15 protein-coding genes are annotated in these 15,543 nt (G+C 66.3%); 11 read left to right on the top strand and 4 right to left on the bottom strand.

Annotated elements, in window-relative coordinates; genetic code table 11:
* Position 1 precedes the first annotated feature (1 nt).
* From AAHH99_RS07400 to AAHH99_RS07390, 3 genes are all read right to left on the bottom strand, one after another.
* Positions 2-571, bottom strand: coding sequence for a nuclear transport factor 2 family protein (locus AAHH99_RS07400; protein WP_418768085.1), 570 nt, complete (start codon positions 569-571; stop codon positions 2-4).
* Complete coding sequence (locus tag AAHH99_RS07395; protein ID WP_418769544.1) at positions 568-1,215, bottom strand: nitroreductase family protein; 648 nt, start codon at positions 1,213-1,215, stop codon at positions 568-570. Before AAHH99_RS07395 ends, AAHH99_RS07400 begins: the two co-directional genes overlap by 4 nt.
* A gap of 99 nt (positions 1,216-1,314) precedes the next feature.
* A complete protein-coding gene (locus AAHH99_RS07390) occupies positions 1,315-2,244 on the bottom strand; it encodes an SDR family NAD(P)-dependent oxidoreductase (protein ID WP_418768084.1) in 930 nt (309 codons plus the stop codon).
* 81 nt (positions 2,245-2,325) lie between these two features.
* On the opposite strand from AAHH99_RS07390, the gene AAHH99_RS07385 reads away from it, so the two are divergent.
* The 10 genes from AAHH99_RS07385 to AAHH99_RS07340 all read left to right on the top strand — a co-directional run bounded on the left by AAHH99_RS07385 (position 2,326) and on the right by AAHH99_RS07340 (position 13,892).
* Positions 2,326-4,047 (top strand): nitric oxide reductase activation protein NorD, encoded by a 1,722-nt coding sequence (locus tag AAHH99_RS07385; protein ID WP_418768083.1) that lies wholly within the window; start codon positions 2,326-2,328, stop codon positions 4,045-4,047.
* 29 nt (positions 4,048-4,076) lie between these two features.
* Positions 4,077-4,883 carry a CbbQ/NirQ/NorQ/GpvN family protein gene (locus AAHH99_RS07380; protein ID WP_418768082.1) on the top strand — a complete coding sequence of 269 codons (807 nt, stop codon included), beginning with the start codon at positions 4,077-4,079 and terminating at the stop codon, positions 4,881-4,883.
* Between the two features lie 61 nt (positions 4,884-4,944).
* Complete coding sequence (locus AAHH99_RS07375; protein ID WP_418768081.1) at positions 4,945-6,057, top strand: ABC transporter substrate-binding protein; 1,113 nt, start codon at positions 4,945-4,947, stop codon at positions 6,055-6,057.
* Between the two features lie 4 nt (positions 6,058-6,061).
* On the top strand, positions 6,062-7,204 hold the full coding sequence (locus tag AAHH99_RS07370; RefSeq protein WP_418768080.1) for a spirocyclase AveC family protein: 1,143 nt from the start codon (positions 6,062-6,064) through the stop codon (positions 7,202-7,204).
* 4 nt (positions 7,205-7,208) lie between these two features.
* Entirely contained in the window at positions 7,209-8,114 is a 906-nt protein-coding gene (locus AAHH99_RS07365) for an SDR family oxidoreductase (RefSeq protein WP_418768079.1), read from the top strand.
* A complete protein-coding gene (locus AAHH99_RS07360; protein ID WP_418768078.1) occupies positions 8,107-9,585 on the top strand; it encodes an aldehyde dehydrogenase family protein in 1,479 nt (492 codons plus the stop codon). The genes AAHH99_RS07365 and AAHH99_RS07360 overlap by 8 nt, the downstream gene beginning before the upstream one ends.
* Before the next feature lie 9 nt (positions 9,586-9,594).
* A complete protein-coding gene (locus AAHH99_RS07355) occupies positions 9,595-10,818 on the top strand; it encodes a cytochrome P450 (RefSeq protein ID WP_418768077.1) in 1,224 nt (407 codons plus the stop codon).
* Positions 10,815-11,726 carry an SDR family NAD(P)-dependent oxidoreductase gene (locus AAHH99_RS07350; RefSeq protein WP_418768076.1) on the top strand — a complete coding sequence of 304 codons (912 nt, stop codon included), beginning with the start codon at positions 10,815-10,817 and terminating at the stop codon, positions 11,724-11,726. The genes AAHH99_RS07355 and AAHH99_RS07350 overlap by 4 nt, the downstream gene beginning before the upstream one ends.
* Entirely contained in the window at positions 11,723-12,991 is a 1,269-nt protein-coding gene (locus AAHH99_RS07345; protein WP_418768075.1) for a cytochrome P450, read from the top strand. Before AAHH99_RS07350 ends, AAHH99_RS07345 begins: the two co-directional genes overlap by 4 nt.
* A gap of 22 nt (positions 12,992-13,013) precedes the next feature.
* On the top strand, positions 13,014-13,892 hold the full coding sequence (locus AAHH99_RS07340) for a mycofactocin-coupled SDR family oxidoreductase (protein ID WP_418768074.1): 879 nt from the start codon (positions 13,014-13,016) through the stop codon (positions 13,890-13,892).
* On the opposite strand, the gene AAHH99_RS07335 is transcribed toward AAHH99_RS07340, so the two are convergent.
* Complete coding sequence (locus AAHH99_RS07335; RefSeq protein ID WP_418768073.1) at positions 13,889-14,545, bottom strand: TetR/AcrR family transcriptional regulator; 657 nt, start codon at positions 14,543-14,545, stop codon at positions 13,889-13,891. The genes AAHH99_RS07340 and AAHH99_RS07335 overlap by 4 nt on opposite strands.
* A 203-nt stretch (positions 14,546-14,748) precedes the next feature.
* On the opposite strand from AAHH99_RS07335, the gene AAHH99_RS07330 reads away from it, so the two are divergent.
* On the top strand, positions 14,749-15,537 hold the full coding sequence (locus AAHH99_RS07330) for a spirocyclase AveC family protein (RefSeq protein WP_418768072.1): 789 nt from the start codon (positions 14,749-14,751) through the stop codon (positions 15,535-15,537).
* The last annotated feature ends 6 nt before the right edge of the window (positions 15,538-15,543 follow it).

Below are 15,543 nucleotides of genomic sequence, written 5' to 3'. Positions count from 1 at the left end.
CTCACGCAGTGTCGCTCGAGGTGAAAGCGCCGGTGGCGGGATCAGTGGGACGTTGGCGAGCAATCTTCAGGGGGCGCTCGTAGGAGATGTCGCTGTGATCGTGCGCGACGGTGAGGATGTCGGCGAGAAATCCCATGGTCTCGTCGGTGATCAGCGTCGTGCCCTCCGTATGCCATTCGACCACGCACACCCGTGCGGCGATGGCCCAGCGGTCGTCCCGGCGCTCGAGCCGGTCGATGTAGCGGCCCCCGTTGATCGTCAGATGGTTCGCTGGGGCGCGGTCGGTGCCGACGAACAGATAGTAGGTTTCCGCGTGCGCCTCATCGCCGGCGATGTCCGCGGTGTGGTTCAGCAGGTAGTGCTGGTAGCGCGTCTGCGTCTCGTGGTACGCGAACGCCCAGTCGATGAAATCGTCGACGGGGCCGACGAAACCGATGTGCTCGTCGACCGCGTCGTCGTGGTAGGCCGAGCGCACCAGTTCGCGGTCGCGTCGGTCCATTCCCCTCGCGTAGCGCTGTATACACGCGAGGATGTCCGCGCGATCGCAGAGTTCCTGCAGCCTGGCATTCACAGCGGCGGCCCCTCCCACGTGTCGACGGCGACCACTTCGGAGATCGGTCGGCGTTCGGCCGGACGGAATGTGACGCCGGGCCGCAGCCGCCCCACCGGCAGCAGGCAGCCCTGTACATAGGTCTCCGGAATACCGAGCAATTCGCGGACCGTCGCCTCGTGGGTCAGGTGCAAGGTTGTCACGCACGTCCCATGGCCGCGCGTGTGTAGGGCCAGCGCGAAGTTCCATACTGCCGGGAAGATCGAGCCGTAGAGCGTTGCCTGGTAGAAGGATTCGTCGTCCTCGGTGCGGGGGAGATACGGTTCGTAGCACGGGATGACCAGGAGCGGGACCTTCGCCATGTTCTCGACCAGCCACTCCGTCGAGGACATGATCTTCTTGCCGGGTGTATCGGGCGGCAGCAGGTCGCCGATCAGCCGGCCGCCGACCTTCTGCAGATAGGCATCGCGGTAGAGTTCGGCGAGACGTGCGCGGAGCGTCTCATCGAAAACGGCCACCCATCGCCAACTCTGCTGGTTCGAGCCGTTGGGGGCGTGCATCGCGATCCGCAGGCATTCCTCGACCACATCGCGATTCACCGGGGCGGCGAGGTCGAGTGACTTTCGCGCCGACCGCGTTGTCGTCAGAAGCTGGTCGATGTCGATGGCGCGCTCCTCGTGCTGATCACCCGCGCCGACGATAATCCGGAACAGATTTTTGGTCAACGGCGCTTGCGGCTTGTTGACTGTGTCGCCGAGCGACGCTCAGCCGGTGACGCCGAGGCGCTGCGTCACCGCGAAGACCTCCTCGTAGATCGAACCCGGGACCGTGAACGGTTCGGTGGCCGCCACCTCCACGAGGTGTTCGGCGACGTCCTCCGCCGTCGGCTGAGCGTCGCGTGGCGCCAGCCAGCCCTCGCCGAGCCCGATGAACACCCTGGCGAACCGTCCCGCGCAGGCGGAGAAGTTCTGGTGGCTGAACTCGCAGGCCCGGCTGGCCAGGTACACCACGATCGGCGCGACGAGTTCGGGGCGGATCGCGGTGAAGAAGCCGTTGTCTTCGAGGACCTTCGGATCGCCCAGCGTCTCGGTGACCATGCGGGACAACCCGAACGGGAGCACGCTGTTCGCGCGGATCCCGTGCGGTTCGCCTTCGAGCGCGATGACGTTGGACAGACCGACGATGCCCGCCTTGGCCGCGGCGTAATGCGCCTCCAGATGCTGACCGAACATCCCCGCCGACGAGGCGACGAACACGAACCGGCCGTACCCCTGCGCCTTCATCACCCGGTACGCAGGCTGGGAGAGATAGAACGCACCGTCCAGATGGACCGACAGCATGCGGCGCCAGTCGTCGGGTGTCAGTTCGTCGAAGGGGATGGAGTTGAAGATGCCCGCGTTGCTGATCACCGCATCCAGCCGACCGAACGCGTCGACGGCGGTCCGCACGATCGCTTCACCGCCGCGGGGGCTGTCCACTGAGTCGTGCGACGCGACCGCGGTACCATCCGATGCGGTGATTTCGTCGACCACCTGGTCGGCGATCGCGGCGTCCTCGCCGTCACCGTGCATGGTGCCGCCCAGGTCGTTGACGACCACCGCCGCTCCGCGCCTTGCCAACTCGAGCGCATAGACGCGTCCGAGGCCGCGACCGGCCCCCGTTACCACGACGACCTGGCCGGTGAAGTCGATCATCGTCCCTCCGGTGATTGACGGCGGTCCGGCCGGACTTTACGTTGGAACAGATATTTGGTCAACGAGGAAAGGGCGCGCTCGATGACGAGCGAGGACGCCGACGATCCCAAGCGCCTGGCGCTGCTGGCCTCGGCCCTGGCCGGCCGCACGATAGCGGTCGCGCCGGCAACCCCGGGTGAAGCGGCGTGGACCGACGGCGTCACGGTGTTCGTCGACCCGTCCGCGAGCGCGCCCCGCCAACTCGAGTCGGTCACCGTGCAGGCATCGCTTCTGGCCAGCGGCGGTCTGGAGGCCGACGTGGTGCGCAAACTCGTCAGGCGCCCGGCGCTGGCGCGACGCTACCTCGCGGTGGAAGGTCAGCGGGCGCTGTCGGTCAACGATGATCTGTTGCCGTCCGGTGTCCGCTCGCTCCTCGACTGCGACCTCGCGGCACGAGCGGATTGCGCTGCCGGGTCGTTGAAGGTGGCCGGGGAGCACCGTGACATCGCCGATCCACCGGCGGGCTTCGGCGTGATCAAGGCGCAGAAGCTGCTGGCGACACGCGCCTCCGCCGCACAGGTGGAACCGGCGGGCGGACACATCCCACGTCGCGGATCGAGTGGGGACCTGGCCGAATTGGACGACGACGATGACGTCGACGGCGACGACGTGACCGATCCCTTCTCCAGTCCCGTCGGCGGTGGCGGCGCGCTCGGCAAGCTCCTGAAGCGCATGACCAAGAGCGTCCGTAAGCTCTCCGGCGGCGGCACACCGGGCGCCGACACACCAACCCATCGCTCCCGCAGAGGATTTCGCGGCAGCGGCGCGGTGACCTCGGGCTCGGCCGGGGCGGTGGACGCCGACGGGTTCGATACCTCCGAGAACGAGGGTCGCACCTATCCCGAGTGGGATTTTCAACGGCGCTGCTACCGGCCGGACTGGTGCACGGTGCTCGAAATCGAGACTCCGATCGGGGAGGGGCAAACCCTGGCCCGCCCCGATGTTCACGCGTTGCGGCGGCCGCTGACTCGACTCGGTATCGGGCTCGACCGGTGCCACCGACAGACCCAGGGTGACGACATCGACGTCGATGCGGCGGTCGAGGCGCGTGTGGAGACCCTTGCGGGTTCGACACCGGACGAAGCCGTCTACCTCGACAACCTGCGTCGGCGACGCGACCTGGCGGTGCTCGTCCTGCTCGACATCTCCGGATCGGCCGGAGAGGCGGGCACTTTCGGGCAGACCGTGCACGAACAACAGCGGGCGGCCGCCGCCGCGCTGACGATCGCCCTCCACGAACTCGGAGACCGCGTGGCGCTGTACGCCTTCCAGTCACAGGGCCGCGCAGCGGTCAACCTGATGCCGGTCAAGCGCTTCGACGAGCACCTCGACGCGATGGTCATGCGGCGATTGGGAAGCCTGAAGGCCGGCGCCTACTCGCGGCTGGGCGCGGCGGTCCGGCACGGCACCGCGGTGATGACGGAGAAGGCCGGCACGTCACGACGCTTGCTGGTGGTGCTCTCCGACGGGTTGGCCTACGACCACGGCTACGAACGGCTCTACGGGGCGGCCGACGTGCGAAAGGCGCTGGGGGAGGCAAGGCGCGAGGGTATCGGCTGCCTGTGCCTGACGATCGGGGCGGCCACCGACTCCGGGGAGTTGGCCAGGGTGTTCGGCAGCGCCGCGCACGCGTCGATCCCGAAGCCCGCACAGTTGGCCGACGTGATCGGACCGCTGTTCCGCTCGGCTCTGCGCACCGCGGATTTGCGTCGGCGCGTGTCAACACCCGCCAGACCCTTGAACCAAACATCTGTTCCGCGATAGTGTCAGACCAGGCTGAGCGAAGGGAAGCCATGCAGGTGAAGCCGCCGCGGCCCTACTACGTGCCCGTCGCGAACGAGGAGCAGGTCTTCAAGGCCGCCTACAACCAGGGCCTCTCGATCGCATTGAAGGGCCCGACGGGATGCGGAAAGACGCGCTTCGTCGAGGCGATGGCGCACGACCTGGACCGACCACTGGTCACCGTCGCCTGCCACGACGACCTCACCACGGCCGATCTCGTCGGCCGGTTCCTCCTGCACGGCGGGGAGACCGAGTGGGTCGACGGACCGCTGACCCGCGCGGTCCGCGAAGGGGCGATCTGCTATCTCGACGAGGTCGTGGAGGCCCGTCAGGACACCACCGTCGTGCTGCACCCGCTGGCCGACCACCGCAGGCAGCTGCCGATCGAAAGACTGGGCGTCACGCTGGACGCCGCACCGGGATTCTGCCTGGTCGTCTCCTACAACCCCGGTTATCAGAGCGTGCTGAAGGACCTCAAGGACTCCACCAGGCAGCGGATGGTCGCGATCGAATTCGGTTTCCCGACAGCCGACGTCGAGGAGAAGATCGTCGCGAGCGAGGCCGCCATCGACCACGACCGCGCGGCGGAGCTCGTCCGGTTGGGGCACGCGATCCGTCGGCTGGAGACGGGGGGACTGCGTGAAGTCGCCTCGACGCGGGTGCTGATCGCCGCCGGCCGGCTGATCGCCGAGGGATTGGCCCCGCATGACGCCGCCAGGGCCGCCATTGCGGGCCCGCTCACCGACGACGCGACCATCACCCGCGGCCTGCTCGAGATGATCGACGCGTACTTGGTCGACTTACGGCCGGACGATTGACGGTGATCATGACCGTGGCTACTGTCTGAACAAATTTTAGGTTTATATCGATGGAGGTGGCATGTCCTACGAGAGCACCGCGGAGCCAATCAAGTTCGGGTATCTCATGGACTTCAAGCTGCCCGACCTGTACCCGCAGGAGATGAAGGAAGATCTGTCCAACCCCTTCGAGCTGATTTTCGCCGAGGCTGTCGAGCAGGGCGTGATCGACCGCCCCATCCAGATCATCTACAAGGAGGTCGAGGGGCTGCCGAAGGGTTCGGTCAAGGCGGTCATCGACGCGTACGGCGAGCTCGTCGACGAGGGGTGTCTCGCGGTGTTCGGCCCGCACATCACCGACAACTGCGTGCCGACCCGCGAGGCCATCGAGGAGCGTTTCCGGGTGCCCGCGCTCAGCGTCACCGGCAGCGACGCCTGGCTGGGCGAGTGGACGTTCTCGTTTCCGCAGGGGTCGCTGACCGACGAGCCGATTCTCTGGGCGGACCTGTTGGCCAAGGGCGGCCACCAGGAGGTCGGTGTCCTCATGGAGCAGTCGCTCGTCGGCGAAACGTATGTGAAGAACTTCCGAAACGCCTGCCGCCGCAAGGGCATCCGAATCGTCGCCGAGGCGGCGATCGCGCAGACGGCCCAGGATGTCTCCGAAGCCGTGCGCACTCTGCATGAGGCCAAGGCGCAGGCCGTCGTGCACGCCGGTTTCGGATTCGGCATCGTGTTCGTCAACCCGGCGCTCGAGGCGCTCGGATGGGATCCGCCGCGTTTCACCAGTACGGCGTTTCAGAACGCGTGGATCAACCCGATCATGTGGAACGCGTTCATGGGGTGGACGGGCGTCGATCAGTACGACGAGGGCAACCCGGTCGGCCAGAGATTTCTCGACAAGTACCAGGAGAAGTTCGGCCGTCGGCCGGAATACTGTGTGCCCGTTGTGAACTGTGATGTCGCGTCGGCCCTGCTGCGCGCGTGCGCCGATGCACACCCGCTGAGCCCGCGCGGGGTCAAGGAGGCGCTGGAACGCGTCAAGATGATGCCCGCGGCCGCGGGTGCGCCGGGCACCCGTGTCTCGTTCGGCAACTGGACGCGGCGGGCCTGGATGGGCGCCGGGTATCTGGTCGCGCGACGACTGGACGCCGACGGCGTCAACTCGCATCTCGTTGACCGATTCGGTGAGGAGTGAACCCATGACCACGGAAGCGCCGAAGGCCGACCTCGCTCAGCCGACCGCCGAGCCGCCGAAGCGACCTTGGCTCGGACCGACGATCTCGGTGGCCGCGCTGCTCGCCGTGGCGGTGTTCTTCGCCGTCAACACCCGTAAGGGGCCGGGCTCTCCGCGCATCGCCAACCCCGACGTCGAGGGGGCGCCGCGGCCCGTCGAGGTGTTGTTCGGGTGGAGCACGTCGACATGGGTGGTGATCCTCGAGACCTTCACCGTCATCACGATGGTCGTCATCATCACCTTGTGGGTGGTGCACTGGCGGCGTAACCCGCACAACCCGACGTTGCTGATGGCGCTGGTCACGTCGTTGATCGTGTGGCAAGACCCGATCATGAACTGGTCACCGTTCGCGGTCTACAACCCCGAATTGGCGCATCTGCCCGAGGACTGGCCGTTGGTGTCGCTGTCGCCGACAGTCGAGCCGTTCGTGGTTCTCGGCTACGTGATGTTCTACCTCGGACCCTACTTCCCGGCGATCTGGATCCTGCGAAAGCTGCAGGCGCGCAGGCCCGTTGACTCGTTCGTGTGGAGGCACCCGCTGATCAGCCTGGCGGCCATCATCTTCCCGATCGGGGTGGTGGTGGACGCGGCGCTGGAGATCACCCTGGTGCGCACCGGCATGTACATCTATTCGCAGGTGCCGCCGTGGGCGTCGGTGTTCAACGGGGAGCCGCATCAGTTCCCGCTGATCTGGGAAGTCGTGGCCGTGACGTTTGTGATGATCCCCGCCGGGGTGCTGCTCTACCGCGACGACACCGGCAAGTCGGTGGCCGAGAAGCTCGCTGCGCGGGCGCGGATCTTCGCCTCCAAGCCCAGGTTGGGAACCTTCATCGTGATGTTCGTGATCATCAACATCGCCTATCTCTGCTACGGCGGACTGTTCGCGATCGTGAAAGCGACGAAGATCTCCACCTCGGTGGCCTGCCCGTGGCCGTACCCAGAGGTGAAAATCTATGACCCGCAGGGCTTCTACGAAGAGAATGGGCAACCGGGGCCGTACTCGGTGGGCATCATGTCCACCTGGATGAGCGGCCAACCCGACGGACGGCCCGACGTGGAACTGGGTGCGAAGAGCGATCGCTGCGCACCGGATGCCCAGAATGGTTGAGCGCTTGCACGTAGGACAGCCGGCAAAGCAGCCGCGCAGCGTCGTCATCACCGGTGCCTCGCGGGGGCTGGGATTGGCGTCGGCGAGCCATCTCTACCGGCAGGGCTGGCGGGTCCTGGCGGCCATGCGGTCCGTTGATGCCGGCATGGCCAGGCTGCGCGAGGTCACCGGGGCGGTGCCGGACGATCCGAATCTGATCGGCATCACACTCGATCTCACCGACGCCGCGTCGATCGAGGCGGCGGCGAAGTCGATCGAGGAGGTGGTCGGCGCGCCCTATGCAGTGGTGCACAACGCCGGCATCTCGGCGGCCGGAATGGTCGAGGAAACTCCGGTGAGCCTGTGGGAGCAGATGTTCGCGACCAACATCTTCGGTCCCGTCGCGCTGACCAAGGCTTTGCTGCCGGCCATGCGTGAAGCCGGATGCGGGCGCATCGTGCTGGTGTCGAGCCAGGGCGGCGTGCGTGGAATGCCCGCCACGGCACCGTATTCGGCGGTCAAGGGTGCGCTGGAACGCTGGGGCGAGTCGATGGCCGCGGAGGTCGCGCCGTTCGGCGTCGGTGTCACGATCCTCGTGACCGGAACCTACGACACCGAGATCATCACCGATGCGGGCACGACTGATTGCCGGGATCTCGAGGGCCCTTACGCGCCGCACCACAGCACGATGGACAAGCGCGGCCGGGCCGCGATGCGCATGGCCGCGCGATCGCCCGAGAAGTTCGCGGCGGGTTTGGCCAAGGCGCTGGACAGTACGAAGCCGTTCGTCAAGCGGCCGGTGGGTCCCGACGCCCGAATGTTGTTGATCGCCAACCGCGTATTCCCCCCCGGGGGGTTGCACCAGATGATCCGGTTGATGATGGGCATTCCGCGGTTCGGCGCGCTACGAGGAAGCAGAGACCATGGCTGACGTTCGCTTCGAGACGAAGTTGATGATCGATGGCAAGCTCGTCGACGGTGAGGCCGGCACCTTCACCAACATCAACCCCGCGACCGAAGAGGTGCTCGGCGAGGTCGCCGACGCCTCGAAGGCCGATATGCACCGTGCGATCGACGCGGCCAGGCGGGCGTTCGACGAGACCGACTGGTCGACGAATCACGCGTTCCGGCAGAAGTGTCTGCTGCAGCTGCAGGAGGCGGTCGAGTCCGAACAAGAAGAGCTGCGAGAGGAACTCATCCTCGAGGTGGGCTGCCCGCGCGCCATCACGCACGGCCCGCAGCTCGATGCACCGCTCTCCGACGCCCTGAAATTCCCGGCCCGGCTGATCGACGAATATCCGTGGGAGACGTCGCTGGGCGACGCCCTGGTGTCGGTCACCGGAGTCAACACCACCCGCAAGGTCTGGCGCGAGCCCGTCGGCGTGGTGGGGGCGATCGTGCCGTGGAACTTCCCCTTCGAGGTCACCATCCAGAAGCTCGGACAGGCCCTCGGCACCGGTAACACCGTCGTGCTCAAGCCGGCGCCCAACACCCCCTACAACGCCACCCGGCTGGGCCGGCTGATCGCCGAAAACACCGACATCCCACCGGGCGTCGTGAACGTCATCACCGCATCGGATCATTTCGTCGGCGAGGAACTCACCCTGTCGCCGAAGGTGGACCTCATTTCGTTCACCGGATCCACCGTCGTCGGCCGACGCATCATGGAGAAGGGCGCCGCGACGATGAAGCGGCTGTTCCTGGAACTGGGCGGCAAATCGGCGACCATCGTGCTGGAAGACGCGGACTTCGCGGTCGGCTGCATGATGGGCATCGCGCCCTGCATGCACGCGGGTCAAGGGTGCGCCAACCCGACCCGGCTGCTGCTGCCGCGTTCCCGCTACGACGAAGGCGTCGAGATCCTCAGGGACATCTACGAAGGCGTCGCACCCGGCGACCCGCAGGATCCCGCCACCCTGTGCGGCCCGGTCATCTCCGACAAGCAGCGCAGCCGGATCCGGGGATACATCGACAAGGGTGTCGAGGAGGGCGCCACGCTGCTGGTCGGCGGCGCCGAGGCGCCCGACGGCATGGACAAGGGCTTCTTCGTCAAGCCCACGCTCTTCGTGAACGTCGATAACTCGATGACCATCGCGCAGGAGGAGATCTTCGGACCCGTGCTCTCGGTGATCCCCTTCGACGACGAGGACGACGCCGTGCGCATCGCCAACGACAGCCCGTACGGCCTGGCGGGCAACGTGATGGCGGGAACGCTGGACCGCGCCCTATCGGTGGCCAGGCGACTTCGCGCCGGATTCATCGGGTTGAACGGCACCGCAGGCTACGGCGCCGACACGCCGTTCGGCGGTTACAAGGCCAGCGGCATCGGGCGCCAGAACGGTGTCGCGGGCTTCGACCAGTACACCGAGATCAAGTCGGTCGCCTATCCGGCCGGTTCGTAGGAGGCAGCCATGCAATTGTTGTTCGAAGACCTCGAGGACTTCGGCGAGTTCGACGACTTCGTATCGGGCGATGTGCGCGACCCCCACACCGAACTGGCCCGGTTGCGCCGCGAGGAGCCCGTCCAGAAGATCGAGATCCCCGGTATCCCAGGACAAGAGGGCAAGCCGATCGTCATGGTCTACCGCTACGACGAAGCCCAGCAGATGCTGCGGGACAACGAGACGTTCTCCTCGGCGATCATCATCCAGGCGTTCGGCGATGTGTTCGGCAAGCATGTGATGCTCGGCATGGACGAACCCGAACACGGCAGGCACCGGGGTCTGGTGGCCAAGGCGTTCTCGCAAAAGGCCCTGGCCCGCTGGGAAGACACGCTGGTCACCAAGATCGGCAATGCGTTGATCGACCGGTTCGCCGACCGCGGAAGTGCCGACCTGGTCAAGGAGTTCAACTTCCCGTACCCCACGCTGATCATCGCCGGGTTGTTGGGCCTGCCGCAGGATGACTACGCGCAGTTTCAGAAGTGGTCGATCTCGCTGCTGTCGTTCACCGTCAACCCGGAACGCGGACGGGAGGCGTCCGCGGCGTTGGCCGATTACTTCCGGCCCATCCTGGCCGCGCGTCGCGAGCACCCGCGCGACGACTTGATCAGTCGGCTGGCCGCGGCCGAGATGGACGGGGAAAAGCTCTCGGACGAGGAGATCTTCTCGTTCCTGCGGTTGCTATTGCCCGCCGGTGTGGAGACCACGTACCGGGCGTTCGGCAATCTGATGTTCGGGCTGCTGACCAATCCCGAGCAGTTGGAAGCCCTTCGGGCCGACCGGTCACTGATATCGCAGGCGATCGAGGAGGCGGTGCGCTGGGAGCCGCCGCTGAGCATGATCACCCGGATCGCCAGCCGCGACACCGAACTCGGCGGCGTTCACATTCCCGAGGGTTCGTCGGTGATGCCTGTGTTGGGCGCGGCCAATCGGCAGGACGAGCGGTTCCCCGACCCCGATCAGTTCGACATCTTCCGAGAATCGAAGGCCAACATCGGGTGGGGCCACGGTGTGCACGTCTGCCTCGGCATGCACCTGGCGCGGCTGGAGATGCGGGTCGCGCTCAACCTCCTACTGGATCGCTTGCCGAATCTGCGGCTCGATCCGGGCGCCGAGGAGGCCTACATCCGCGGCCAGGTGTTCCGGTCACCGACGGCGCTGCCCATCCTCTTCGACCCGGCCGCCAACCCGTGACCGATCTGCGTTTCGACGACCGCGTGGTGGTCGTCACCGGGGGCGGCCGCGGAATCGGCCGCGGCCATGCGCTGCTGGCCGCCGCCAAGGGGGCGTGCGTCGTCGTCGCCGACAACGGCGCCGAGATCGACGGGCGTGCAGGCGCATCACGAGCGGCCGATGCGGTGGTCGAGGAAATCACCCAACGCGGCGGGCGTGCCGTGGCGTGCCACGCCTCGGTCGCCGATGAGGCGGGCGCGCAGTCGATCGTCGACGCCGCCCTCGGCGCGTTCGGGCACCTCGACGCGGTGATCAACAATGCCGGCGCGCACGACCCGGGGCTCTTCGAGAACCTGTCGGGAGACAGGGTCCGGCGGATGCTCGACGTGCATTACTTCGGAACGCTTTCCGTCACGCGGGCGGCGTGGCCCCATCTCGTCGCGGCGGGGCAGGGCCGGATCGTCAACACCGTATCCGAGGCCATGCTCGGCGGCATCCCGGAACTCACGAGCTACGGCGCGGCCAAGGGAGCGGTCTGGGGGCTCACCCGCAACCTCGCGACCGAGGGGGCGGTGCACGGCATCGCGGTCAATGCGATCGCGCCCCGGGCCTACACCCGCATGTCCGCATCGCAGGGGCGACAACTGGCCGAACTGTACGGCATGTCGGAGGAGACGATGGCCGAGATCAACGCCTCCATGCCTCCCGAACTGTGCGCTCCCGCAGCGGTTTTCCTCGCACACCCGTCATGCCGGTTGAACGGTGAGGTCCTGCTGACGGGAATGGGCGGCGTCTCGCGTCTGGCCGTCGTCCGCACCCAGGGCATCTGGAAACAACCCCTGACCGCAGAAGACATCGCCGAGAACCTCGACACGATCATGAACGTCGACGACGCCTATGTGACCGAAGCAACCAGGAGTGTCCTGTGACCGATTTTGAGACCCTCGACTTCTTCACCGACGAGACGCTGATCCCGGACCCGTATCCGTATTTCGACCACCTGCGGTCCAAATGCCCGGTGGCGCAGGCCACCCCGTTCAAGGTGCTGGCGGTCACCGGGTACGACGAGGCACTCGCCGTCTACAAGGACCCGGCTTTCTCGTCGTGCGTGTCGGTCGCCGGCCCGTTCTCGGGCCTGCCCTTCGGCCCTGGTGAATCCGATGACGTCAGCGAGCTGATCGAACAACACCGCGACGGCGTGCCGATGGCCGAGCACATCACGGCCCAGGACCCGCCGCTGCACACCCGCACCCGCGGCCTGCTGAACAAGCTGATCACGCCCAAGCGCCTCAAGGAGAACGAGGACTTCATGTGGCGGTTGGCCGATCGGCAACTCGACACCTTCCTCGAGAAGGGCAGCTGCGAGTTCCTGGCCGCCTATGCGAAACCGTTCTCGCTGCTGGTCATCGCCGACCTTCTCGGTGTGCCCGCTGAAGATCACGACGAGTTCAAGGAGGTCTTCGCGCTCGAAACCGTCGGCGAACTCGGCAAGGAGGCGCCGACGTCGCACAACCCGCTGCAGTGGCTCAACGAGAAGTTCTACTCCTACATCGAGGATCGGCGGCGCTCACCGCGCACGGACGTGCTGACCGAGCTCGCGCAGGCCAAGCACGAGGACGGTTCCACGCCCGACATCGAGGACGTCATGAACCTGTCGACGTTCCTGTTCGCGGCCGGAACCGAGACGACCACGAAGCTGGTCAGTTCGGCGGTGCGCTTCATCGCCGACAACACGGGCTCGGAAAAGCAACTACGAGACGACCGCGCAAAGATCCCCGCTTTCCTCGAGGAAACGCTGCGGATGGAAAGCCCCGTCAAGTCGCACTTCCGGATGGCGCGCACCACCACGAAGATCGGGGAGGTCGAGGTGCCCGCCGGGACGACCGTGATGCTGCTTCCTGGCGCTTGCAACCGCGACGAGCGGAAGTTCGCCGATCCCAATACCTTCCGGGTGGACCGGTCGAACGTGCGCGAACAGATCGCCTTCATCCGCGGCGTCCATTCGTGCCCGGGCGCGCCGCTGGCCCGCGCGGAGGGACGAATCTCGTTGAACCGGATCCTCGACAGGATGAGCGACATCGCGATCTCCACCGAGCACCACGGCCCGCCGGACGACCGCCGGTTCACCTATGAGCCGACATTCATCATGCGGGGGCTCAGCGAACTGCACATCACGTTCACCCCGATCGGCTGATCAGAAATCGAAGGAGTAGGACATGACCGGAAAGCTCGAGGGCAAGGTCGCTTTCATCACGGGGGCGGCCCGCGGTCAGGGTCGTGCGCACGCGATCGCGATGGCCAAGGAGGGCGCCGACATCATCGCGGTCGACATCTGTCGTGACATCCCGTCGAATCCGTATCCGCTCGCCACACCCGAGGATCTCTCCGAAACCGAACGCGCGGTCAAGGAAATCGGCCGTCGCGTCGTCGCCCGGGTGGCCGATGTCCGTGAGCGCCACGAGCTCCGCGAGGCGGTGGAGGCGGGGGTGGCCGACCTAGGGAAGATCGACATCGTGGTGGCCAATGCCGGCATTCTGCCGATGGCGATGGGCAATCCTGATCCGATGGGTTTCGTCGACGCGTCGGACGTCGACCTGGTCGGCGTGATGAACACGGTCGCGGTGGCGCTCCCGCATCTGCCCGACGGTGCGTCGGTCATCGTGACCGGGTCTACCGCGGGCATGATCCGCGGCACCACGACGAGCCCGGACATGGGCCCCGGCGGGGCGGGTTACGGCTGGAGCAAGCGCATCGTGATGGAATACGTCGACGAGATGTGTCTTCACCTCGCGCCGAGGATGATTCGCATCAACGCCATCCACCCGACGAACTGCAACACCCACCTGTTGCAGAACGAGGGAATGTACGGCGTGTTCCGGCCCGACCTGAAGGCCGAGGGCAAGACACCCACCCGCGAAGACGCCGAACCGCTCTTCACGCTCTTTCAGGCCATGCCGATTCCGTACATCGAACCCGAGGACATGGCGAATCTCGGCGTGTTCCTGGCCAGCGATGACAGCCGCTACATCACCGGCCAGCACATCCGGGTGGACGCCGGCTCGCTGCTCAAGTGGCCCAACGGGCCCGGCGGCTAAGGCCGGTGTAGGAAGCCGTGCAGGATCGCCTGCACGAGTTCGTCGACGATCGCCTCGCGCGACGGCGGCCTGCTGCCGAAGACGGTGGAACGCAGCGCCACCATGCCGGCGATCATCGCGACCGTCGAATGCGCCGGGAGATCGGGCTGATCCGATCGCAGGCCCCGCAGGCTGATGCCTTCGGCGCTGATCTGGCCGAGCAGCTTGAGCGCGCGCCTGATGTCGGCGATGCCTGCGCTGTCGATCTCCTCGTCGGTGAGCCCGTCCGACGCGACGAGGGTCAGCAGCAGGCCTCGATGTTCGATGAGGACGTCGTAGAGGCGACCGACGAATTGTCGGGTCAGCTCCTCCTCGGTGACCTTGTCGGGGATCACCGCTTGCCAGGTCTCGCCGAAGTCGTCGACGAAGTCGGTGAATGGGAGGACGAGGGCCTCGCGGAACAGGCCTGCCTTGGAGCCGAAGTGGCGGAACAGAAGGTATTCGGTGACACCGGCCGCCTCGGCGATCTCGCGCGTGGTGGTGCTGCGATAATCCCGGCGCGCGAACAGGTCACGGGCCGCGTCGAGCAGGAGCCGCCGGGCCTCGCCGGGAGGCCTGCGAGTGGCCGCCACGTCATTGGTGGATGCCTTCTTCGACGAACGGCGCTGGGGCACGGGAAATGACGATAGTCGTCCCTTGACCCGGACGCGGGTAATAGTGTGCACTATTACAGCTGAAGGCCGGTGCGGAAGGACGTGGTCATGGGCCAACTCATCATGCTCGGAACGCTGTTCGGGCTGCTCGTATTGATCTTCGGGCTGGTGCTGTACTTCGATCCCGAAGCGCGTGGGGAAAAGACGGTCACCGAGGACGACCGATGAGCACCGAGCTGACACCGGCGTTGATCGTTGGCTTGTCGTTCGCCTACGTCGGCGGTTTTTTGTTCCTCGCCTACGGCGTCTATCTGAGCATCCGCCGCGGCCGCCTTCATCCGCTGCTGCTGGTGTCGATCTCGGCGATCTCGTTCTCCTGGATCGAGGCACCCTACGACTGGGCGGTGTACGCCCAGTTCCCCCCGGCGCTTCCCCGCATGCCGTCGTGGTGGCCGATGAACATGACGTGGGGCGGCGGGCTTCCCTCGTCGGTACCGATCGGGTACATCGCCTACTTCGTGCTGCCCGCGGTGATCGGCGCCGCGCTCGGCCGGTGGCTGATCCGTCGATTCGGTTGGCGCAGACCGCAAACCCTGCTGATCGTGGGCCTGCTCGTCGGGTTCTGCTGGGCACTGCTGTTCAACGGCTTCTTCGGCCCCCGGCTGGGCATCTTCTACTACGGATACGTGATCCCGGGGCTGGCGATCTTCGAGGGAAGCAAGTTCCAGTATCCGATCTACGACGCGATCGCCATGGGACTGCAGATGATGGTGCTCACCTACCTTTTGGGACGCGTCGACGGTCAGGGGCGCAACGTGATCGAGGTGTGGGCGGACAAGCGCTCGACGAGCCGGGTCGGATCGGCACTGCTGTCCATCGCCGCGATCGTCGCGGTAGGGCACCTCATGTACGGCGCGGTCTTCGCGCCGCATTTGGCGACGAAACTCGGCGGCTACGTGACGTCAGGTCCGACCGAGCAACTGTTCCCCGGCATCCCGAACCAGCCCCGCTGAGGCCGC

This window comes from Mycobacterium neumannii (assembly GCF_048452905.1).
Lineage (GTDB): Bacteria > Actinomycetota > Actinomycetes > Mycobacteriales > Mycobacteriaceae > Mycobacterium > Mycobacterium neumannii_B.
This window is presented reverse-complemented; position numbering and strand designations above follow the sequence as displayed.